We start from the raw sequence: 20,282 nt of genomic DNA, 5'->3' as shown, positions 1-20,282 counted from the left end.
TCAGGTCTGAGCAGGCTTGTCGCGCCGGCGCATGGCTTTGGCGCGTTTTTCCAGGATCAGGTAGGTCACCACTGCCAACAGCAGCGGAATCAGGTAGTACAACGTGCGGTAGCCGAGCAGGGCAGCCACCAGCGTGCCCTGGGCCATCTGACCATGCAGCAGGGCCAGAAACACCGCTTCCAGCACGCCCAGCCCCGCAGGGATATGCGCCACCACACCGGCCACACAACTGATCAGCAGGATGCCGAGAATCGACGGGTAGAACGCTTCGCCCGGCAGCAGCCAGAAGATCAGCAGCGCCATCAGTGCCCAGTTGCTGGCACCCAGCGCCACCTGGCACAGCGCCAGACGCAGCGAGGGCAGCGTCACTTCGTGGTCGCGCCAGCACCAGGTGCGCTTCTTGGCAAAACCACAGGCCAGCAGGTAGCCGCCCGCAATCGCCAGCAACAGCAGGCCGATCAGGCGCAGGCCTGTAGTGCCCACCGCCCAGTTGCCGGGCATCTCGACCAGGCCCAGGGCAAATACGGTGCCGGCCAGCAGCATATAGCCCATCCAGTTGGTCAACAGCCCCAAGGTGAGGATTCGTGTAATGGTCGCGGTATCCAGGCCCAGCCGCCCATAAAGGCGGTAGCGCAAGGCAACCCCGCCTACCCAGGTAGTGAAATTGAGGTTAAAGGCGTAGCACACGAACGCGACGGGCAATACCTGGCGGGCAGGTAGCGTATGGCCGGTGTAAGCCCGGGCCAACAGGTCGTAACTGGCAAACGTGAAGTAGCTGCACAACGCGATCGCCAAGCCGATGGCAAGGGTGCCAGGCTTGTAGGCGAGCAAAGACTGACGTACTTCGTTCCAGTCCAGATTGCGCGCCAGCAGGTACAGCAGCACAGGGATCAGGATCAGAAACGCGAGTGTGAACAGGCGTTTGCCCCACGTTTGCCAGCTTTTGCGCGCCATCAGGAGTTGCCCTCGTGCAAGTTGCCCTGGGGTTCGGCTTCCGGCTGCACCGAGCGCAAACGCTGCCGGTGCGCAGGGAACCAGCCCGCAATGCGCGGGAAGTGGCGGATCACGTGGAAGCACACGAAGATCAACGGTGCTCGCCACCAGTAGCCGCGAATCATGCGCTCCAGGGTGACCGGTTTGCATTGCTCGCTGGCCAGTGTCTGCAGATGCTGGTGCAGTTGCTGGTTGAAGGCCCGGTCACGAATGAACAGGTTGGCCTCCAGGTTGAACGACAGGCTCAGGGGGTCGAGGTTGCTGGAGCCGACGGTGGCCCATTGGTCGTCCACCAGTGCCACCTTGCCGTGCAACGGCCGCTGGCAGTACTCATGAATCTTCACGCCGTCGCGCAGCAGGTAGTTGTACAGCAGGCGCGACAGTGCGCGTACCCAGCGCATGTCGGGCTGGCCCTGCAAAATCAACCGAACCTCCACGCCACGCCGGGCCGCGTTGCGCAGCTCACGCATCAGCCGGTAGCCTGGAAAGAAATACGCATTGGCGACCACAATGCGTTGCCGGGCTTTACGAAACGCCTGAAGGTAGTGTGCCTCGATATCGGTGCTGCGCATGCCGTTGTCACGCTCGATCAACACAGCACTGCTGCTACCGGCGGGCTCGGTAACGGGGCGTACCGCACTGGGTGGCTGCAGCACGGGAGACATCAGGCGCTTACTGGCTGAATGTACCTGCGCCACTACCGGCCCAGTGACCTCCACGGCATAGTCCTGCTTGGCCATCGCACCAAAGTCGCCTAAATGGTCGGCGCTGTAGTTGATACCGCCGATGAAGGCCTGCTCACCATCGACCACCACGATCTTGCGGTGCAAACGGCGAAACAGGTTGGTGCGCATGCCCAACAAGCGGGGTTGTGGATCGAAGGCATGAAAGCTGACACCCGCGTCGGTCATCGCTGAAATGAATTCAGCCGGCAGCTCGGCTGTGCCGTAGCCATCCGCGACCACTTCCACGCGTACTCCGCGCCGGGCAGCCTCGATCAACACCTGCTGCAATTGCTTGCCCACTTTGTCGTCGAAGATGATGAAGGTTTCCAGCAATATTTCTTCCCGCGCCTGGGCCATGGCCTCGAACACGCGGGGGTAATACTGCTCGCCATTGATCAGCAACTGCACGCTGTTGCCGTCTACCCAAGGTCGGTTCACAGGTTGATCTCCGCAGCCAGTGGTACGTGGTCGGACAGATGCGACCACGGGTATTTGGACAGCACCTGGGCTGCGCCCGGCACCGCGTTTCGCAGGTAGATGCGGTCCAGGCGCAACAACGGCAGGCGCGCGGGGAAACTGCGCGCCGGGGTGCCGAAGGCCTCTGTCAGGTGTTCGCTCAGCACCGCGTCCGCCTTCAGCCGCCAGTCGTTGAAATCGCCGGCGATGATGACCGGCGCGTTGGGCGGCAGGCTGGCCAGCAGGTCGAGCATCAGCTTCACCTGGCGCTGCCGGTGGGCTTCCCGCAGGCCCAGGTGCACGCATACCGCATGCACCTCGTCATGGCCCGGCACCTCCAGCTGGCAATGCAGCAGGCCACGCTGTTCATTGCCCTGCACCGAAACATCCAGGTTGTTGAAGCGCCTGATGGGGAATTTCGACAACAGCGCGTTGCCGTGATCGCCATGTGGATACACAGCATTGCGGCCATAGGCAAACTGCGGCCACATGCTGTCGGCCAGAAACTCGTACTGCGGCGTTTCGGGCCAGGCAGGGTGGCGCAAGGCGTGCTGCTGGTGACTGCCGTGCACCTCTTGCAAGAACACCAGGTCGGCGCCGGTGGCCCGTACAGCCTCACGCAACTCGGGCAAGATGAAGCGCCGGTTGAAGAAGGTGAAGCCCTTGTGCACATTCAGCGTCAGCACATTGAGCCGGCGTACAGCGGTCACCTTGTCGATGATGCAGCGTGGGGCGGGCAGGGTCCGGTTCACAAGGCCACCTCCGGCACCACGCCTGGCTCGGTCATCAGCTCATGGTCCAACGACAGCTTTTGCAGCAAGCGCCTGGCGTCGTAGGGTGCGTGAACCTTCTGGTCGTTGTCGAAGTAGCAGTACACATCGCGTGTCGCACGCCGAGGCGGCGGCCCAGGCACGATCAGGCGAGCATCGTCGGCCTGGCGGCCTTCACTCCATTGCTGGATACGCTCCTTCCAGCGGCGCAGCGCGCGTGCGGTATAGCCGCTGCTGTACAGCTCTACATCGCCGTGCAGACGCATGTAGACGAAGTCGGCAGTAACGTCTTCGACATAGGGCCATTTGCCGGCGCTGTCGGCAACCACCAAGGCCACGCGGTGCTTGCGTAACAGCTTGACAAACGCTTCGCAAAGGAAGCTCTCGTGGCGGATTTCCACGGCGTGACGCAAGCGAGCATTGCCCTTGATGGCAAGGCTGCCATTACCCTTCAGGCGCTCGGCGCAGCCTTGGGCGCGTTCACGGGCCGCTTTGCGTGTGTGTGGCAGCAGCTCCAGGAACCGGGCAAAACGGTCTTCATCGAACTTCATGCTAGGGGGGAACTGCCACAGGAACGGCCCGAGTTTTTCGCCCAACAGCAGCGGGCCGGAAGCGAAAAAATTGGCCACGGGCTCTTCGATTTCCTTCAACCGCCGGACATGGGTGATATAGCGCGGCCCCTTGACTGCGAACACGAAGCCTTCCGGCGTTGCTTCACGCCAGCCCAGATAGCGCTCGGGCGTCTGCAGGCTGTAGAACGAGCCATTGATCTCGATGCTGTTCACCGCCCGTGAAGCGAATGCCAGTTCATCGTCCTGTTTCAGGCCTTTGGGGTAGAAGTCCTTGCGCCAGGGGCCATAGCGCCACCCGGAGATACCGATGCGAATATCGCTCACGCTGCCGTCCTCACTGCCGGTTCCTTGTTCGGTCGCTCTGAAAGTGCGACCGGCAAAGGCCGGCGAGGGTTCACAACGCTTGACCAACGGAAATGCTGACGCCGAGTTGAACTTTGCGGCAGTTGGCGTCTCCACCGCATACCCGTTTCATGGAAGGGTGCCAGGATGACATTCGAGCGTTTCGCCCACCGCCAGAGGGCCGGGTTGGGCGACGATGGGCAAAAGATCAAGCAATGACCTGCCACCCGTGGAGGCAAGCATGGCCAGACATATCATCCACTTCACCGGACCGATCAATTCGTCAACCTGCGGCAACCTGATCACGACCTGCTCGCGGGCATTGCAACAGGGTGCCGAGCTTCTGCAACTGAACATCGCCACCATGGGCGGCGAATGCAGCTATGGGTTTACCCTGTACAACTTTCTGCGGGCATTACCCGTGGAGGTGCATACCCACAACCTGGGCACGGTGGAATCCATGGGCAATATCCTCTTCCTTGCCGGAGAGCGACGCACGGCTTGCAGTTTCAGCAAGTTTCTTTTCCACCCGTTTCATTGGACCTTGCATGGTTCGGTGGACCATTCGCGGATGTCCGAGTATGCGATGAGCCTGGATTACGACCTGCGCCTGTATGCGCAGATCGTGGCGGAGCGCACGAAAGGCGCGGCCGAGGTTTTGGATGTACCGCGTTATCTAATGGCCTATCCAAGGATACTGGCGCCGCGGGAGGCGCTGGAAAACGGGATGATCCATGAAATCGACGAGATGCCGATCGCGTCAGACGCAACGCAGTGGAGTGTGCACGCCTAGCTTACCGAACGGACGCCGCAGTGCTCGCGTCACAAGCCAGCAAGGAGCGGATCAGGGCCTTGATCTCGCCCTTCACCACAGCCACCTGGTCCAGGTGGGCAAAGCGGCAGTCGGAGATCTCATGCCGGGCCTTGGGCTGCGGTGCGTCGGCAAACTCCGCTGCGAACACGTAATGCATCCGCTCTGGCGTTTCGTGGCGCATCAACAAAATCAGCGATTCAGCCTTTAGCCCAGTCTCTTCAAGCAACTCCCGCTCGGCGGCCTGCATAGGTGTCTCGCCGGGCTCGATCTTGCCGCCTGGAAGGGTCCAGGGCGCGTTGGGCTTTCTTACCCACAACCATTTGTGGCGCTGCTTGCCATGCCGGCAAATGATTGTGGCGCGATGCTTGACTGGCTTCATTCAGGCTCCTGGGCAATTCCTTCATTGCATGAAGTTTCGGCCCTGGCTGGCAATAAACGTTGCGTTGAAGCTGACGAACGGTCACTTCCAGCACGCAAAGAGCCTGCCTGCCTGTTTTTAGTGCCACCGGTCAGCTGATTGTAAAACCATTGAGCACAGCGACCGATCGGGGGCTCGGAAGCTAGGCATGGCATCGATTCATGCGATCAGCCAATCCATCGCAAGGAGAAACGACATGGCGCAGGACCAAGAGCGAACCCGCCAGCGCGGCGGCACCAAGGAAACCAACTCAGGTAACTTTGCCAATGACCGCGAGAGGGCATCGCGCGCTGGCCACAAGGGTGGCCAGGCATCTGGCGGCAACTTTGCCAACGACCGCCAACGGGCATCGGAAGCCGGTCGCAAGGGAGGGCGCAATAGCCACGGCGCAGGCCGCAACCAGTGAGGGGGCTTTCGCTGAACGACAGCTCCCCATAGGTGCCCAGCAGCGATTTCGGGGTAGCCGCCCCGGAATCGCGCCATGACATTTTGTTAGACAAAATTTTGAATCTTCTGGCCACCGCCCGATCAATCAAAATGTCATCCATGGAGAAGAGGAGGCCCCCTGCGATGCCTAGCCCACAGCTGTACATAATCGATTACAAACTGCATGACCAACCGCGCAGTTTCATCATCCGCCTGGAACGCCTGGACAATGCCGAGGCCTGGCATTGGGCAAGTTGTGATGCGGGCATTGGCATCATTCCCAAGTTCGGTCGCGAGAAAATCAGGAAGGTCAGTCGGCCGATGGCCGAGCGTTACGGCATTACCGCCGTGAGCTGGCGGATTTCGGGGAGCAAGCCCAACCAGTCGGTGGGCGATCCGGCGGCGATGGTTTAACAGCTCGCCTGCAACCGGTAAAAGAAACTGCAGGAACGGACGTGCCCGCTCCTGCAGTGTACGCTGACACTCCTAGTGTCAGGCGCCAGACTCAGGGTCGCTGGCCGGGACGCCGGGACGATTTTCCTCATCATCAGTCACATTAGGGTCGGTATCCGGGTCGTCTGCCCGATCATTGCGTCGATCCGGCTCCAGCTCCGGCCAGTCATCTTCAACATTGCCGCCACCCATTCGCAGTAGGGAATTCATGGTGCAGTCCTCGTTCATGATCCTTATGAATTAAGAGCGACAGGTGCACGCCAGAGGTCCACTGAGCATTGGCAGTCGCTGACCAACGGTTTCAGATGCCTGAATTCTTCACTGCAGCCAGGTACGTGCATCGATCCCAAGTGCCTTGAGCACCTACCGGCCTCTTCGCGGGTGAACCCGCTCCTACGAGGGAGCTGTGCAGTGCCGGTCAGAGACGGCTTGCCCGAGAAGAGGCCAGTGGCTTCTACACATCATGCTGGTTTTTTCAGCACCAAGGTCAGGATGTCATAGCTGGCCACCAATTCACCCAGCTGATTGGTTACTTCCACATCCCACGCCACCACCCCCTGCGGCTGCCCCAGCGGGCTGGTCTTGCCCTGGTCGATCTTGCGCTTGCAGGTCAGGCGCGCCTGGATGGTATCGCCAATGCCCACCGGGTTGATGAAGCGCAGGGTGTCCAGCCCATAGTTGGCCAATACCGGTCCGGCGCCGGGCGACACGAACAGCCCGGCCGCTGCCGACAGTACGAAGTAACCGTGGGCAATGCGTTTACCGAACTGCGAGGCCTTGGCGGCGATTTCGTCGAAGTGCATGTAGAAATGGTCGCCTGACAGGCAGCCGAAATTGACCAAGTCAGCTTCTGTCACGGTGCGGCGATGGGTGAGCAGCGACTCGCCGACACGCAGCTGCTCGAAGTAGCGACGGAACGGGTGTACTTCGGTTTCGATCACTTCGCCGCCGCGCACGTACTCGCCGGTGACCGCCGTGAGCATGCTCGGCGAGCCTTGTACTGCAGCGCGCTGCAGGTAGTGCTTCACCGCACGCAGGCCTCCCAGCTCTTCACCACCGCCGGCGCGGCCCGGGCCACCGTGCTTGAGCTGCGGCAGCGGCGAGCCGTGACCGGTGGACTCCTTGGCAGCCTGGCTATCGAGCACCAGCAGCCGGCCATGCCAGGCAGCAGCCACCGGGATAGCCTTGGCGGCCACGCTGCGGTCGGCGGTGACCAGGGTCGCCACCAGGCTGCCTTTGCCACGGGCAGCCAGTGCCAAGGCTTCGTCGAGGTCGTCATAGGCCATCAGCGTACTGACCGGGCCGAACGCTTCGATATCGTGGGCGCCGCCCTCGGCATGCGGATCGCGGGCCTGCAACAAGGTTGGCGCAAAGAACGCGCCTTCAGCCACGCCTTCGCCCCGCGGGGCAAAGCCATCGCTGGCGCCGAACAGCTGGTCACAACTCTGCAGCAGGCTGCGCACCCGCTCGCCGACATCGCGCTGCTGGTCATGGGAGGCCAGGGCGCCCATGCGCACACCTTCAAGCGACGGGTCGCCAACCACGACCTTGCTCAGGCGCTCGCGCAGGCGGGTGGCAACGGCATCCAGGTGCCTGGCCGGGACGATCGCACGGCGTATGGCGGTGCACTTCTGTCCGGCTTTAGTGGTCATTTCACGCACCACTTCCTTGATGTACAGGTCAAACTCTTCGCTGTCCGGACTCACGTCCGGGCCGAGGATGGCGCAGTTGAGCGAGTCGGCCTCGGCGGTGAACGGCACCGAGTTGCGAATCAGGTTGGGCGTCACGCGCAGTTTCGCGGCAGTGTCGGCGGAGCCGGTGAAGGTCACCACGTCCTGCCCCTGCAGGCGGTCGAGCAGGTCGCCGGTGCTGCCGATAACCAGCTGCAGGCTGCCTTCGGGTAGCAGGCCAGAGGCATTCATCAGGCGTACCACGGCCTCGGTCAAATAGCTGGTCGAGGTCGCCGGCTTGACGATGCAGGGCATACCGGCGAGGAACGTCGGGGCAAACTTTTCCAGCATGCCCCAGATGGGGAAGTTGAACGCGTTGATGTGCACCGCAACGCCTGCCCGTGGCACCAGGATATGACTACCGGCGAAATGGCCTTGCTTGCCCAACGGTATGGCTGGGCCCTCGTGCACCAGGTTACCCGACGGCAGCTCGCGGCTGCCGATACCGGCATAGGAGAACAGCGTGGCGTTGCCGCCTTCGATGTCGATCCAGCTGTCAGCCCGGGTGGCGCCGCTGTGGTGCGACAGGGCGTAGAGCTGCTCCTTGCATTCGGCCAGGTACAGGGCCAGGGCTTTGAGGCGTTGGGCACGTTGTTGGAAATCCATGCCCATCAGCGAAGCAAGGCCGCGTGCACGCGCGTAGTCCACAGCTTCGGCGAAGTCCGGGCGCTCTTCATGGCTGTAGGCCAGTACGTGGCCGTCGAGGGCGCTGCGCAAGGCCTGGGCGCCGTGCTGGCCTAGCCAACGGCCGGCGATGAAACTTTGCAGAGTAGGGGCGGCAGACATGCTGTTCTCCATGCTGTTCAAAAAGTGGGGGGCGCTGTTACCACAGCGCCAGGGTGTAGCCGATGATCAGGCGGTTTTCGTCCACGGCGTTGGTCAGGCCGTTGCCGGAGCGGAAGGTGACATTGCGCCAGCGCAGGCTGACGTCCTTGAACGGGCCACTCTGGATGACATACGTGATGTCGGTGTCGCGCTCGCGCTCACGGCCATTGGTCACGGTGGCAGTTTCCGCGTGGCGACCGTCGGTATAGCGGGTCATGAAACTCAGGCCGGGGATGCCCATGGCAACGAAGTCGTAGTCGTAGCGCACTTGCCAAGAGTCCAGCCCGGCGCGGGTGAAGGTGTTGTAGGTGACCAGGTTGACGGTGAACGGGTCGCCGCCGTTGACGAACGGGAAGGCGCTGTCACCGGACATCTGCTGCCAGGTGGCGGTGAACTTGTGCGCCCGCACGCCCAGGGTGAACATGGCGTTGAAGTTACGGTTGTCGATGTTGCCGGCACGCTCGGCACCGTCGTTGCGGCTGTCGAAGTAGCGCAGGTCACTGCGCAGGCTCACACCTTCTGCCAGCGGGCGGGTGTCGATCAGACCGACGAACTGCTGACGGTAGATGTCCTGGAGCTTGGCGTAGTAATAGCTGACCGTGGTTTGCGGGGTGATGGCGTAGCTGCCACCACCAAAGTCCAGGTGGTCACTGCTGGCAGCGCCATAGCCGATGTCGTCGCGGCCAGAGGAGTCACGCAGGTTGGCCTTGGTCAGGCGTCCGGCATTGAAGGTGAGGCCATCGAGGTCCTGACTGGTGAGCAGGCCACCCTGGAAGCTGGACGCCAGCAGGCGGGTGTCGTTGTACACCACCACCGGCAGGATCGGCTGCAAGGTGCCCAGCCGCAAGGTGCTCTTGGACACACGTACCTTGCCGGTCAGGCCCAGCTCGCTGTAGTCGTCGACCGGTTCGTGACTGTTCGGGCCAAAAGGCAGCAGGCCGGTGTTGCGACGGTCGCGGCTGGAGTCGAGCTTGATGCCCAACTGGCCCAGGGCATCCACGCCAAAGCCGACCGGGCCCTCGGTAAAGCCCGATTCGAGCTTGGCGGTAAAGCCTTGGCCCCATTCCTCGGCCTTGGCCTGCGGGGCGTTGCTCTGGCGGAAATCACGGTTGATGTAGTGGTTGCGCAGCTCCAGGCGTGCATGGCTGTCGCCGATGAAGTCGGCCAGCGCGGGCATCGGCAGGGCAACGGTGGCCAGCCAGGCGGCTGACAGGAAGTGTGTGCGGTTCATTGTTGTTGTTTTACCCGACATGTCTGTTCGTCCTTGAAGTCAGTGTTTGCTGGCGCCAGCCGCGCCGATACCGGTCATGGAGCGGATGAACTGGCCCAGGTAGCGACCACGTTCTTCAACGGCACGTTCGGAGGTATCGGTAACCGAGAACACCCAGGCACTGAGGAAGGCCAGGCTCATGGAGAACAGCGCAGGGTTGCTGTAGGGGAACAGCGCCGTTTCGTTGTGCAGCACGTTGACCCACACCGCCGGGCCCAACACTACCAACAGCACCGCCGAGACCAGCCCGGCCATGCTGCCGCACACCGCGCCACGGGTGGTCAGGCCTTTCCAGAACATGGAAAGGAGCAGCACCGGGAAGTTGACCGAAGCGGCCACCGCCAGCACCAGGCCGGAAAGGAAGGCAATGTTCTGCGACTCGAACATCAGGCCCAGGATCACCGCCAGCAGGCCGATGAGCAACGTGGCAATGCGTGACACGCGCATTTCCTCTTGCTCGGTCGCCTTGCCTTTGCGCATCACGCAGGCATACAGGTCGTGGGACACCGCCGATGCGCCGGACAGCGCCAGGCCAGCGACCACAGCCAGAATGGTGGCGAAGGCCACGGCTGAGATGAAGCCGAGGAACAGGTTGCCACCCACGGCCTGGGCCAGGTGCACGGCGACCATGTTGCCGCCACCGATGATGGCGCCAGTGGCGTCGCGGTAGGACGGCTCAGTGCCGACCATGACGATGGCGCCAAAACCGACAACGATCAGCAGCAGGTAGAAGTAACCAATGAAACCGGTGGCGTAGAACACGCTCTTGCGTGCTTCCTTGGCATCACTGACAGTGAAAAAGCGCATCAGGATATGCGGCAGGCCAGCGGTGCCGAACATCATGCCCAAACCGAGGGAAATGGCGTCCACCGGGTTGGACAACAAGCCGCCTGGGGCCATGATCGCCTGGCCCTTGGCATGCACGGCCACCGCACTGGCAAACATGGCCTCGGTGCTGAAGCCGAAGTGCTTGAGCACCATGAAGGCCATGAAACTGGTGCCTGATAGCAGCATTACCGCCTTGATGATCTGCACCCAGGTGGTGGCGAGCATGCCACCGAAGGTGACATAGGAAACCATCAGCACCCCGACCAGCATCACGGCGTACAGGTAGCTGATGCCGAACAGCAGCTCGATCAGCTTGCCAGCGCCGACCATTTGCGCCACCAGGTACATCAGCGCCACCACCAGGGTGCCGAAAGCCGAGGTCAAGCGCACTGGGGTTTGCGCCAACCGGTAGCTGACCACGTCGGCAAAGGTGTACTTACCCAGGTTACGCAGGCGCTCGGCAATCAGGAACAGGATGATCGGCCAGCCCGCCAGGACACCGAGGGCATACAACAGGCCGTCGTAGCCGTTCATGAACATCATCGCGGAAATGCCCAGGAACGAAGCGGCACTGATCATGTCGCCAGCGATTGCCAGGCCGTTCTGCATACCGGTCAAGCCGCCGCCGGCGGTGTAGAAGTCACTGGCCGAGCGGGTGCGCAGGGCAGCCCAGCGGGTGACCAGCAGGGTGAAGCAGACAAACACCATGAACATCGAAATGGCGGTCCAGTTCATTGTGCGCACTCCTGCTTGACCTTGTCGTTGAGCGGGTCGAGCACGTTGTTGGCGCGGTGCACATAGATGCCGGTCAGGGCAAAGGACAGCAGCACCATCAACACGCCCACCAGCATGCCGACCGTGGTTACGCCGCCGCTGAGGGACTGGCCGAGGGTGCTGGGCGAAAACGCAACCAGCAGGACGAAGCCGTAGTAGACCACCAGCATGGCCAGGGTCAGGCTGCCGTTGAGGCGGCGCTTGCGCCGCACCAGGTGCTGGAAATCGGGGTGGTTGGCGATGCTTTCTATGCGTTCGGGTGTCATGGCAAGCGATCTCTTGGTTTTGTAATTGTTGTGTTGAGGTCACGCGGGGTATTGCGTTGTTGCTTAGGCCCTCTTCGCAGGTAAGGATGCTGCCCCAAGGCCCTGTAGGAGCGGGTTTACCCGCGAAGCAGCCGACTCGGTCTACAGCTGGTCAAAGTCCAGCACCACCTTGTCACTCACCGGGTAGGTCTGGCACGACAGCACATACCCGGCCGCCACTTCGTAGTCTTCGAGGGCATGGTTGCTGTCCATCTCCACTTCGCCCTCGATCACTCGGCACTTGCAGGTGGAGCACACGCCGGCCTTGCACGAGTAGGGCAGCTCGGCGCCGATGGCATTGCCGGCGTCCAGCACGTTCTGGGTGTTGCGCGGCAGGTCGAAGCTCAGCGCCCGGCCGTCGCTGATCACGGTGATATGGCTAAGCGCCGAATCCACCTGGCGTGCCGCCTCACGGGCTTCGCGGCGGGCCTCGCTGCCGGCGGCGGCGAACAGCTCGAAGTGAATGCGTTCCTTGGCCATGCCGTTGGCCTGCAGGCTGTCACGCACGGTCTCGGTCATCGCCTGCGGGCCGCAGATGAACGCCGCGTCCAGGCCGGCAACGTCCAGCCAGCGCGAAAACAGCTGGCCGCATTTGTCGGCGTCGATGCGGCCGTTGTACAGGTCGACATCCTGCTGTTCGCGGCTGAACACGAAAATCAGGTTCAAGCGGTCGAGGTAACGGTTTTTCAGGTCTTCGAGCTTGTCGCGGAACAGCGCCCCCGAACTGGAGCGGTTGCCGTACAGCAAGGTGAAACGGCTGTGCGGCTCGCTGGCCAGCGTAGTGGCGATGATCGACAGTATCGGGGTGATGCCGCTGCCGGCAGCTACCCCCAGATAGTTGCCCTGGCGAGCCGGGTCCAAAGGCACGAAGAAGCTACCCGATGGCGGCATCACTTCCAGCTGCTGACCGGCCTTGAGCACTTCATTGGCAAACGCTGAGAAGCGCCCGCCCGGCACGCGCTTGACGGCCACGCGCAGCTCGCCGTCCTGCACGGCGCTGCAGATGGAGTAGGAGCGGCGGACTTCTTCGTTGTCCAGCTGGGTACGCATGACCAGGTACTGGCCCTGAGTGAAGCGGAACTGGCCCTGCAGGTGCTCGGGCACATCGAAGGCAATCGATACCGCATCACGGGTCTCATTGCGCACTTGCTTGATGGTCAGGCTGTGAAACTGGCTCATGGTGGTCTCCACGGCTCAAATGCATTTGAAATAGTCGAATGGCTCCAGGCACTCGCGGCAGCGGTACAGCGCCTTGCAGGCCGTGGAGCCGAACTGGCTGAGCAATTCGGTATGGGCGCTGCCGCATTGCGGGCAGCACACCTGGGGGGCTTCGCCGAGCAGGCTGCGCTTGCTGGCGCTGCCTTGCGGCGGCGCAATGCCATAAGCGCGCAGGCGCTCGCGGCCCAGTTCGGTGATCCAGTCGGTGCTCCAGGCCGGGGTCAGCCGGCGCTCCAGCTCTGGCGCGCTGAAGCCGGCCTGTTCCAGCGCCTGGCGGATATCCCCTTCGATGACTTCGGTGGCCGGGCAGCCAGAGTAGGTCGGGGTGACCACCAGGTGCAGGTGGCCGGCGCGCCAATCGACATCGCGCACGATCCCCAGGTCGACCACGCTGACCACCGGCACTTCAGGGTCCATGACCTGGCCCAATACCGCCCAGGCACGGGCCACGTCGTCGCCTTGCTGTGCCCGTGCGCCGCGGTCGCCGGCAATCAGTTCACCAGGTTGCATCGGGGTAGGCCCTTGGCAGGAACTGCATTTCGGCCAGCAGCAGGCCCAGATGCTCGGTGTGCAGGCCTTTGCGGCCATCCAGGTAGAAGTGGCTGGCGGCCTTGGGCAGCGGCAGTTCGACCGAAGCAAACGTCGCGGCGACCTGCTTCAGCCAGGTGGCGCCGACGGTCGCTGGGTCGGCGGCGATACCGCATTCCGCCAGACGGACTTCGTTGTCGCTGCCAGCAGCGAGTTCGACGGTGAAGCGCCACAGTGCCGGGACGGCGGCGAGCATGCGCTGGCGGCTGGCATCGGTACCACCGCCCAGACGTTGTACCCATTCGCTGGACCGGCGCAGGTGGTAGGTGACTTCCTTCAGGGCCTTGGCGGCAATCCCCGCGATTCGCGCATCGCTGGACTCGACCAACCCCTGCAGCACGGCGAAGTGCCACGCGTCGTAGAGGAACTGCTTGGTCATGGTCACGGCAAAATCACCGTTGGGTTGCTCGACCAGCAGCAGGTTGCGGTAGGCGCGCTCGTCACGGCGGAACGCCAGGGCATCGGCATCTCGGCCATCGTCGAGCAGCTCGGCGGCATACTCCAGCCAGTTGCGGGCCTGGCCGACCAGATCGAGGCCGACGTTCATCAGGGCCAGCTCTTCCTCGATGGCCGGGGCACGGCCACACCATTCGCAGAGGCGCTGGCCCTGGACCAGGGCGCTGTCGCCGAGCAACAGCAGGTAGGGGATAAGGGCTTCTTTATGCATGGCCCACCTCACATGTGTCCGACTTCGTCGGGCAGCTCGTAGAAGCTGGCATGGCGATAGACCTTGTCGTCCGAGGGGGCGAACAGCGGGTCTTTCTCGTCGGGAGAGGAGGCGGTGATCAGCGCCGAAGGCACCACCCACAGACTCACACCTTCGCTACGGCGGGTGTAGAGCTCGCGGGCGTTCTCGATGGCCATGGCGGCATCGGCGGCGTGCACGCTGCCGACATGTTTGTGGTTAAGGCCGTGCTTGCTGCGCACGAACACTTCGTAGAGGGTCCAGACAGACATTTTCGATCTCCGCATCTATCGCCGCTCAGGCGGCGTTCTTGTTCTGTTGCTTGCGCGCATAGGCCACTGCGGCCTCGCGTACCCAGGCGCCGTCCTCGATGGCCTTGCGCCGGGTGGCGACACGCTCCAGGTTGCATGGGCCATTGCCCTTGATCACTTCGTAGAACTCGTCCCACTGGATTTCGCCAAAGTCGTAGTGGCCGCGCTCGGCGTTCCACTTCAGCTCAGGGTCAGGCGCAGTGCAGCCAAGCAGTTCCAGCTGCGGCACGGTCTGGTCGATGAAGCGCTGGCGCAGTTCGTCGTTGGTCTGGCGTTTGATCTTCCAGGCCATCGACTGGGCGCTGTTGGGCGAGTGTTCATCGCTCGGGCCGAACATCATCAGCGCCGGCCACCACAGGCGGTTGATGGCGTCCTGAACCATGTCGCGCTGGGCTTGGGTGCCCTGGCGCATCATGGTCAGGAGCATTTCGTAGCCCTGGCGCTGGTGGAAGCTCTCTTCCTTGCAGATACGGATCATCGCGCGGGAGTAGGGGCCGTAAGAGGTGCGCTGCAGTACCACCTGGTTGACGATGGCGGCGCCGTCCACCAGCCAGCCCACAGCGCCCATGTCGGCCCAGCTGAGGGTGGGGTAGTTGAAGATGCTCGAGTACTTGGCCTTGCCGCTGTGCAGTTTGGCGATTTCTTCGTCGCGGTCAGCCCCCAGGGTTTCCATGGCGCTGTACAGGTAAAGGCCGTGGCCGGCTTCGTCCTGAATCTTGGCCATCAGCTGCAGTTTGCGCTTGAGGCTGGGGGCACGGGTGACCCAGTTGCCTTCGGGCAGCATGCCGACGATTTCAGAGTGGGCGTGCTGGGAGATCTGCCGGATGAGGGTCTGGCGGTAGGCCTCGGGCATCCAGTTCTTGGCTTCGATCTTGATTTCGGCGTCGATCTTTTCCTGGAAGTTGCGTTCCTCGGGGGACATCTCTTCCAGCGACTTGATGCGCTTGACTCCGGTTTCCACTAGCTGTGCGTACATGTGCTGCGACTCCTGCTAAGGCATGAGTCATTTGTAAGCGATACAAAACATAACGTCAAACACATTTATGTGTATCAAGTAAGATTTGTGTATCACGTTTACAGCCAAGAGGGCTGTCGGGCTGCAGCGTATGCCCGGCAGAACGCAGGCAAAAAAAAGCCCCGGACAATGCCGGGGCCGAAATGGCAGCCGAATGGGTCAGCTGGCCAACCGTCTGTCGAACACGTGGCACGCCTTGCCCTCGGAGCGCTTGAGCGTGCCGCAGGGCTGCAGGTGCACCTGGGTGCTGATACCGATGTAAGTCTTGATCTGCTTGCTCAACTCCCCGACAACCAGCTTGCGCTGGCCCTCGTCAAGGTGCTGGCACTCTGCACGCAGCTCCACGTGCACCTGGACACTGTCCAGATTTCCATTGCGATACAGATGAATCTCATAAAGCTCAGAAAGCTGTTTTATTTTTAGCACCTGTTCCTCGATCTGAGTCGGGAACACATTGACCCCGCGAATGATCAGCATGTCGTCACTGCGGCCGGTGATCTTGCCGATCCGCCGCATCGGCCGAGCGGTGCCCGGCAGCAGCCGGGTGAGGTCGCGGGTGCGGTAGCGCACCATCGGCAATGCCTCCTTGCTCAGCGAGGTGAATACCAGCTCGCCCAGTTGGCCATCCGGCAGCACTTCGCCGGTGGCAGGGTCGATGATTTCGGGATAGAAGTGGTCTTCCCAGATGGTCGGGCCGTCCTTGGTCTCTATGCACTCCATTGCCACCCCGGGCCCCATGATTTCCGAAAGGCCGTAGATATCGAGGGCATTGATGCCCATACGCTGCTCAATCGAGCGGCGCAGCTCATCGGTCCACGGCTCGGCACCAAAAATGCCCAGGCGCAGCTTGAGGTCGTGCGGGTCGATGCCCTGGCGCTCGATTTCATCAGCCAGGTTGAGCATGTAGGACGGGGTGACCATGATGATGTCGGGGTGGAAGTCGCGAATCAGCTGCACCTGCTTTTCGGTCTGGCCACCGGACATGGGGATCACGGTGCAGCCCAGGCGTTCGGCACCGTAGTGCGCGCCGAGCCCGCCGGTGAACAGCCCGTAGCCGTAGGACACATGCACCTTGTCACCTTTGCGCCCGCCGGCCGCACGAATCGAACGGGCAACCACATTGGCCCAGGTGTCGATATCGTTCTGGGTGTAGCCGACCACCGTCGGCTTTCCGGTGGTGCCACTGGAGGCATGCAGGCGCACCACTTCTTCCTGGGGCACGGCAAACATGCCGTAGGGGTAGTTGTCGCGCAGGTCGTTCTTGCCGGTGAAGGGGAACTTCGCCAGGTCTTCCAGGCACTTGAGGTCATCAGGGTGGATGCCGTACTCGGCAAAGCGCTGGCGGCACAACGGCACATTGTCGTAGGCGTGCTTCAGGCTCCAGCGCAGACGCTCCAGCTGGTGCTGGCGCAGGGCATCGACGCTGGCGGTTTCCATCGGGTCCAGCAGGGCACGATCGGCATCATGGTACATGTTCATGGCTTCACTCGAATTGTTCTTGTACGCCGCGCGCCAGCGGTTGCAGGCCACGCGGTGAGTGTCATGGAGGCAGCATATACGGCTGCGTTCAGTTCGGTAACAAGCGCAGGGTCTGAACCGCTCAGAGGCGCTCGATGATCATGGCAATGCCTTGGCCTACGCCGATGCACATGGTGCACAGGGCGTAGCGGCCGGCCGTTTCTTCAAGCTCGTGCAAGGCAGTGGTCACCAACCGGGCACCGCTCATGCCCAGGGGATGGCCCAGGGCGATGGCGCCGCCGTTGCGGTTGACTCGCGGGTCGTCGTCGGCCAGGCCCAGCTCGCGCAACACGGCCAGCCCTTGGGCGGCAAAGGCCTCATTGAGTTCGATGACATCCAGGTCAGCCAGTGCCAGGCCGGTGAGCGCCAGCACCTTGCGGGTCGCAGGCACCGGACCAATGCCCATCAGCCTGGGCTCAACCCCGGCCACCGCCATGCCGACGATGCGGCCGCGGGCCTTCAACCCATGGCGGCGGGCCGCGGCGCTGCTGGCCAGCAGCAGGGCGCAAGCGCCGTCATTCACGCCGGAGGCATTACCCGCCGTTACGCTGCCGCCTTCACGAAACGGCGTCCCGAGCCGAGCCAGCTGCTCCAGGGTCGTGTCGCCGCGCGGGTGCTCGTCATGCTCGACCACTTTGGCTGGGCCTTTGCGTTGCGGGATTTCGACCGGCACGATTTCCCGCGCCAGGCGGCCGCGGGCCTGAGCTGCTGCGGCTTTGTGCTGGCTGCGCAGGGCAAAGGCATCCTGGTCGGCGCGCGAGATGCCGAACTGTTCGGCCACGTTTTCAGCCGTTTCCGGCATCGAATCGATGCCGTAGGCGGCCTTCATCAGCGGGTTGACGAAACGCCAGCCGATGGTGGTGTCGAACAGCTCGGCCGCACGCCCGAATGCCTGCTCCGACTTACCCATCACAAACGGTGCACGCGACATGGACTCCACACCACCGGCCAGCATGAGCCCCGCTTCACCGCAGCGCAGGGCACGTGCCGCATTACCGATGGCATCCAGACCGGAACCGCACAGGCGGTTGATCGTGGTCCCTGGTACTTCGAGTGGCAGCCCGGCCAGCAGGCTCGCCATGTGGGCCACGTTGCGGTTGTCTTCGCCAGCCTGGTTGGCACAGCCGAAGATAACGTCATCAATGGCTTTCCAGTCCAGTTCGGGGTGACGCTGGATCAAGGCTTTGAGCGGGATGGCCGCCAGGTCGTCGGCGCGCACGCTGCTCAGGGCCCCGGCATAGCGGCCAATGGGCGTGCGCACGGCGTCGATGATCAAGGCATCGGCGTGGGTCGGTTCATTCATCTTGCGTCTCCTGCGCCAGCACGGTGCCGCGCACTTTGTAGGATTTGCCATGGAACATCGCCACCAGCTCACCGCGCTGGTTGTCGATGCGCACGTCGTACAGGCCGGTGCGGCCTTTGCGGCTGACTTCGCTGGCGTGGGCGGTGAGCACGTCATCGCGCAGCGCCGGGGCCAGGTAGTCGATGGTGCAGCCCAGCGCCACCGTGGCCTGGTCGTAGCTATTGCAGGCGAAGGCGAACGCCGAATCGGCCAACGCGAACAGGAAACCGCCATGGCAGGTGCCATGCCCCTGGATCATGTCGGCACGTACCGCCATGCGCAGGCTGGCCCGGCCCGGGCCGGCATCCAGCAGGCTGATACCCAGGCCCTGGGTGGCCGGGTCGCGGGCGTACATGGCGTCGGCACAGGCTTGTGCCAGTTGCTCTTCAGTCATGTAGGGTGCCTCCTTTGGCTTCACAGCGGCGTAACAACAGGGAAGGGCGGTAGCGGCTCTCGCCATAGCTGCACTGCAGGTTGTCGAGCACGCGCAGGGTATGGGCAATACCGATGTTCGCCGCCCAGGCCAGCGGGCCGCAGGGGTAATTGACGCCGGCGCGCATGGCCAGGTCGATGTCGGCGGCGCTGCCGACGCCCTGAAGCACCGCATCGGCGGCCTCGTTGGCAAGCATTGCCACGGTGCGCAGTACCACCAGGCCGGGCAGGTCGGCGACACCGGTCACTTTCAGGCCGGCACGCTGCAGCAGGGCTACGGCCTGGTCACGGGCGCTGTCGCTGGTATCCGCTGACCAGCTGATGGCAATGCGCGTGGCGCTGCTGTAGTCCAGCGCAAGGTCGAGCAGCACCAGGTTGCGCAGCCCGTCCTCACGGGCACGTTGGCTGGCCAGGCGGCCGTCGGACAGGGCCAGGGTGGCGTCGCCCACCTGGATCAGGCCACTACCGGCGCGCTGGGTCACGGCAATGCCGCTTTGGCGAAGGCGCTCGACCAGCGGCTGCATCACCCCCAGGTTGCCCTCGACAACGCAGGCCTCTGCGCAGGCGGAGCTGTGCAGTTCGGCCGGCTGCGGGCGCTCGACGCCTTCGGCATAGCGATAGAAGCCTTGGCCGGTCTTGCGCCCCAGGTGACCGGCGTCTACCAGTTCCTTCTGCACCAGCGAAGGCTGGAAGCGGAAATCGCCATAGAAAGCATCGAATACGGAACAGGTGACAGCGTAATTGACGTCATGGCCAATCAGGTCGGTCAGCTCGAACGCCCCCATGCGGAAGCCACCCGAGTCACGCATCAGCGCATCCAGGCTGGCGCAATCGGCGGCACCTTCCTGCAGCAGGCGCAGGCTTTCGGCATAGAACGGCCGCGCTACCCGGTTGACGATGAAGCCCGGTGTAGAGCGCGCATGGACCGGCTGCTTGCCCCAGGCCTGGGCAGTGGCGTAGATGCATGCGGCGACTGCAGGGTCGGTTGCCAGGCCCGACACCACCTCGACAAGCGCCATCAGCGGTGCCGGGTTGAAGAAGTGCATACCGACCACGTGCTGCGGGCGTTCAAGGCCAGCGGCGAGGCTGGTGATGGACAGTGACGAAGTATTGCTGGCAAGGATACAGTCGGCCGCGCACAGGGTTTCGAGCTGACTGAACAGCGCCTGCTTCACCTGCAGGTTTTCGACGATGGCTTCAATCACCAGGCCGGCATCTGCCAAGGCTTCGAGTGTATCGACCGGGCACAGGCGGGCATTGATCGTTTCGCGTTCAGCGGCCAGTAACTTTCCTTTGTCCACCAGCCGGGCCAGTTGGCGATCGATACCCGTCACCGCCTGGGCGGCAGCACCCGGGCGGTTATCGTAGAGCTTGACGGGGTGGCCGGCCTGGGCCGCGACCTGGGCGATACCGGCGCCCATGGCGCCGGCACCGATCACCGCCACCTGCACATTGCTTGCGAGTGCGGCCAT

General features: G+C 63.0%; 21 protein-coding genes and 1 pseudogene. 3 read left to right on the top strand and 19 right to left on the bottom strand.

Annotation, left to right across the window (positions count from 1 at the left end):
- From LU682_RS14180 to LU682_RS14165, 4 genes are read right to left on the bottom strand one after another with little or no spacing between them, the layout of a single operon-like run.
- Positions 1–954 carry a lysylphosphatidylglycerol synthase domain-containing protein gene (locus LU682_RS14180; protein ID WP_010954144.1) on the bottom strand — a complete coding sequence of 318 codons (954 nt, stop codon included), beginning with the start codon at positions 952–954 and terminating at the stop codon, positions 1–3.
- Complete coding sequence (gene clsB, locus LU682_RS14175; RefSeq protein WP_010954145.1) at positions 954–2,156, bottom strand: cardiolipin synthase ClsB; 1,203 nt, start codon at positions 2,154–2,156, stop codon at positions 954–956. Before clsB ends, LU682_RS14180 begins: the two co-directional genes overlap by 1 nt.
- Positions 2,153–2,926, bottom strand: coding sequence for an endonuclease/exonuclease/phosphatase family protein (locus LU682_RS14170; RefSeq protein WP_010954146.1), 774 nt, complete (start codon positions 2,924–2,926; stop codon positions 2,153–2,155). The genes clsB and LU682_RS14170 overlap by 4 nt, the downstream gene beginning before the upstream one ends.
- Positions 2,923–3,840 (bottom strand): DUF72 domain-containing protein, encoded by a 918-nt coding sequence (locus LU682_RS14165; RefSeq protein WP_049587881.1) that lies wholly within the window; start codon positions 3,838–3,840, stop codon positions 2,923–2,925. Before LU682_RS14165 ends, LU682_RS14170 begins: the two co-directional genes overlap by 4 nt.
- A gap of 259 nt (positions 3,841–4,099) precedes the next feature.
- On the opposite strand from LU682_RS14165, the gene LU682_RS14160 reads away from it, so the two are divergent.
- Positions 4,100–4,651, top strand: coding sequence for an ATP-dependent Clp protease proteolytic subunit (locus LU682_RS14160; protein ID WP_049587879.1), 552 nt, complete (start codon positions 4,100–4,102; stop codon positions 4,649–4,651).
- 1 nt (position 4,652) lies between these two features.
- On the opposite strand, the gene LU682_RS14155 is transcribed toward LU682_RS14160, so the two are convergent.
- Positions 4,653–5,051 (bottom strand): NUDIX hydrolase, encoded by a 399-nt coding sequence (locus LU682_RS14155; protein ID WP_010954149.1) that lies wholly within the window; start codon positions 5,049–5,051, stop codon positions 4,653–4,655.
- A gap of 235 nt (positions 5,052–5,286) precedes the next feature.
- Between LU682_RS14155 and LU682_RS14150 the strand changes: the two genes are divergently transcribed.
- The gene (locus tag LU682_RS14150) at positions 5,287–5,496 is read left to right on the top strand and encodes a con-10 family general stress protein (protein ID WP_049587877.1); all 210 of its coding nucleotides are present in this window, start codon (positions 5,287–5,289) and stop codon (positions 5,494–5,496) included.
- Between the two features lie 164 nt (positions 5,497–5,660).
- The gene (locus LU682_RS14145) at positions 5,661–5,930 is read left to right on the top strand and encodes a DUF6555 family protein (RefSeq protein ID WP_004374494.1); all 270 of its coding nucleotides are present in this window, start codon (positions 5,661–5,663) and stop codon (positions 5,928–5,930) included.
- Positions 5,931–6,008: 78 nt separating this feature from the next.
- Here the strand turns inward: LU682_RS14145 and LU682_RS14140 are convergent, their stop codons facing one another.
- The 14 genes and pseudogenes from LU682_RS14140 to paaH form a co-directional block, all read right to left on the bottom strand.
- Positions 6,009–6,179 carry a hypothetical protein gene (locus LU682_RS14140; RefSeq protein ID WP_061405658.1) on the bottom strand — a complete coding sequence of 57 codons (171 nt, stop codon included), beginning with the start codon at positions 6,177–6,179 and terminating at the stop codon, positions 6,009–6,011.
- A gap of 251 nt (positions 6,180–6,430) precedes the next feature.
- Positions 6,431–8,485, bottom strand: coding sequence for a phenylacetic acid degradation bifunctional protein PaaZ (gene paaZ / locus LU682_RS14135; RefSeq protein ID WP_010954151.1), 2,055 nt, complete (start codon positions 8,483–8,485; stop codon positions 6,431–6,433).
- Between the two features lie 37 nt (positions 8,486–8,522).
- Positions 8,523–9,755, bottom strand: a complete 1,233-nt coding sequence (locus LU682_RS14130; RefSeq protein WP_049587875.1) for an OprD family porin — start codon at positions 9,753–9,755, stop codon at positions 8,523–8,525.
- A gap of 39 nt (positions 9,756–9,794) precedes the next feature.
- A pseudogene (locus LU682_RS14125) lies at positions 9,795–11,363 on the bottom strand (cation acetate symporter); the annotation flags it as partial.
- Complete coding sequence (locus LU682_RS14120; RefSeq protein WP_004374508.1) at positions 11,354–11,662, bottom strand: DUF485 domain-containing protein; 309 nt, start codon at positions 11,660–11,662, stop codon at positions 11,354–11,356. The gene LU682_RS14120 and the pseudogene LU682_RS14125, both read right to left, overlap by 10 nt.
- 141 nt (positions 11,663–11,803) lie before the next feature.
- Positions 11,804–12,880 carry a 1,2-phenylacetyl-CoA epoxidase subunit PaaE gene (gene paaE, locus LU682_RS14115; RefSeq protein ID WP_010954154.1) on the bottom strand — a complete coding sequence of 359 codons (1,077 nt, stop codon included), beginning with the start codon at positions 12,878–12,880 and terminating at the stop codon, positions 11,804–11,806.
- Between the two features lie 15 nt (positions 12,881–12,895).
- Positions 12,896–13,429, bottom strand: a complete 534-nt coding sequence (gene paaD / locus LU682_RS14110) for a 1,2-phenylacetyl-CoA epoxidase subunit PaaD (RefSeq protein WP_010954155.1) — start codon at positions 13,427–13,429, stop codon at positions 12,896–12,898.
- Positions 13,416–14,174, bottom strand: a complete 759-nt coding sequence (gene paaC, locus LU682_RS14105; RefSeq protein WP_010954156.1) for a 1,2-phenylacetyl-CoA epoxidase subunit PaaC — start codon at positions 14,172–14,174, stop codon at positions 13,416–13,418. Before paaC ends, paaD begins: the two co-directional genes overlap by 14 nt.
- An 8-nt stretch (positions 14,175–14,182) precedes the next feature.
- On the bottom strand, positions 14,183–14,464 hold the full coding sequence (gene paaB / locus LU682_RS14100; RefSeq protein WP_004374528.1) for a 1,2-phenylacetyl-CoA epoxidase subunit PaaB: 282 nt from the start codon (positions 14,462–14,464) through the stop codon (positions 14,183–14,185).
- Between the two features lie 25 nt (positions 14,465–14,489).
- Positions 14,490–15,479 carry a 1,2-phenylacetyl-CoA epoxidase subunit PaaA gene (gene paaA, locus LU682_RS14095; RefSeq protein ID WP_010954157.1) on the bottom strand — a complete coding sequence of 330 codons (990 nt, stop codon included), beginning with the start codon at positions 15,477–15,479 and terminating at the stop codon, positions 14,490–14,492.
- 198 nt (positions 15,480–15,677) lie between these two features.
- The gene (gene paaK, locus LU682_RS14090) at positions 15,678–16,997 is read right to left on the bottom strand and encodes a phenylacetate--CoA ligase PaaK (RefSeq protein ID WP_060489248.1); all 1,320 of its coding nucleotides are present in this window, start codon (positions 16,995–16,997) and stop codon (positions 15,678–15,680) included.
- Between the two features lie 121 nt (positions 16,998–17,118).
- Complete coding sequence (gene pcaF, locus LU682_RS14085; protein WP_010954159.1) at positions 17,119–18,339, bottom strand: 3-oxoadipyl-CoA thiolase; 1,221 nt, start codon at positions 18,337–18,339, stop codon at positions 17,119–17,121.
- Positions 18,332–18,772 carry a hydroxyphenylacetyl-CoA thioesterase PaaI gene (gene paaI / locus LU682_RS14080; protein WP_010954160.1) on the bottom strand — a complete coding sequence of 147 codons (441 nt, stop codon included), beginning with the start codon at positions 18,770–18,772 and terminating at the stop codon, positions 18,332–18,334. The genes pcaF and paaI overlap by 8 nt, the downstream gene beginning before the upstream one ends.
- Positions 18,765–20,282 (bottom strand): 3-hydroxyacyl-CoA dehydrogenase PaaH, encoded by a 1,518-nt coding sequence (paaH, locus tag LU682_RS14075; RefSeq protein ID WP_010954161.1) that lies wholly within the window; start codon positions 20,280–20,282, stop codon positions 18,765–18,767. The genes paaI and paaH overlap by 8 nt, the downstream gene beginning before the upstream one ends.

Source organism: Pseudomonas alloputida (assembly GCF_021283545.2).
Classification (GTDB): Bacteria; Pseudomonadota; Gammaproteobacteria; order Pseudomonadales; family Pseudomonadaceae; genus Aquipseudomonas; species Aquipseudomonas alloputida.
Note: the sequence above shows the minus strand (reverse complement) of the source record. Positions and strands in the feature narration are given on the sequence as shown.

What these genes read in the sequence shown, in the direction of transcription:
- LU682_RS14180 (WP_010954144.1), bottom strand. Translation starts at nt 954, where the DNA reads ATGGCGCGCAAAAGCTGGCAAACGTGGGGCAAACGCCTGTTCACACTC.
- LU682_RS14160 (WP_049587879.1), top strand. Translation starts at nt 4,100, where the DNA reads ATGGCCAGACATATCATCCACTTCACCGGACCGATCAATTCGTCAACC.
- LU682_RS14155 (WP_010954149.1), bottom strand. Translation starts at nt 5,051, where the DNA reads ATGAAGCCAGTCAAGCATCGCGCCACAATCATTTGCCGGCATGGCAAG.
- LU682_RS14150 (WP_049587877.1), top strand. Translation starts at nt 5,287, where the DNA reads ATGGCGCAGGACCAAGAGCGAACCCGCCAGCGCGGCGGCACCAAGGAA.
- LU682_RS14145 (WP_004374494.1), top strand. Translation starts at nt 5,661, where the DNA reads ATGCCTAGCCCACAGCTGTACATAATCGATTACAAACTGCATGACCAA.
- LU682_RS14140 (WP_061405658.1), bottom strand. Translation starts at nt 6,179, where the DNA reads ATGAATTCCCTACTGCGAATGGGTGGCGGCAATGTTGAAGATGACTGG.
- paaZ (WP_010954151.1), bottom strand. Translation starts at nt 8,485, where the DNA reads ATGTCTGCCGCCCCTACTCTGCAAAGTTTCATCGCCGGCCGTTGGCTA.
- LU682_RS14130 (WP_049587875.1), bottom strand. Translation starts at nt 9,755, where the DNA reads ATGAACCGCACACACTTCCTGTCAGCCGCCTGGCTGGCCACCGTTGCC.
- LU682_RS14120 (WP_004374508.1), bottom strand. Translation starts at nt 11,662, where the DNA reads ATGACACCCGAACGCATAGAAAGCATCGCCAACCACCCCGATTTCCAG.
- paaE (WP_010954154.1), bottom strand. Translation starts at nt 12,880, where the DNA reads ATGAGCCAGTTTCACAGCCTGACCATCAAGCAAGTGCGCAATGAGACC.
- paaD (WP_010954155.1), bottom strand. Translation starts at nt 13,429, where the DNA reads ATGCAACCTGGTGAACTGATTGCCGGCGACCGCGGCGCACGGGCACAG.
- paaC (WP_010954156.1), bottom strand. Translation starts at nt 14,174, where the DNA reads ATGCATAAAGAAGCCCTTATCCCCTACCTGCTGTTGCTCGGCGACAGC.
- paaB (WP_004374528.1), bottom strand. Translation starts at nt 14,464, where the DNA reads ATGTCTGTCTGGACCCTCTACGAAGTGTTCGTGCGCAGCAAGCACGGC.
- paaA (WP_010954157.1), bottom strand. Translation starts at nt 15,479, where the DNA reads ATGTACGCACAGCTAGTGGAAACCGGAGTCAAGCGCATCAAGTCGCTG.
- paaK (WP_060489248.1), bottom strand. Translation starts at nt 16,997, where the DNA reads ATGAACATGTACCATGATGCCGATCGTGCCCTGCTGGACCCGATGGAA.
- pcaF (WP_010954159.1), bottom strand. Translation starts at nt 18,339, where the DNA reads ATGAATGAACCGACCCACGCCGATGCCTTGATCATCGACGCCGTGCGC.
- paaI (WP_010954160.1), bottom strand. Translation starts at nt 18,772, where the DNA reads ATGACTGAAGAGCAACTGGCACAAGCCTGTGCCGACGCCATGTACGCC.
- paaH (WP_010954161.1), bottom strand. Translation starts at nt 20,282, where the DNA reads ATGGCCGCACTCGCAAGCAATGTGCAGGTGGCGGTGATCGGTGCCGGC.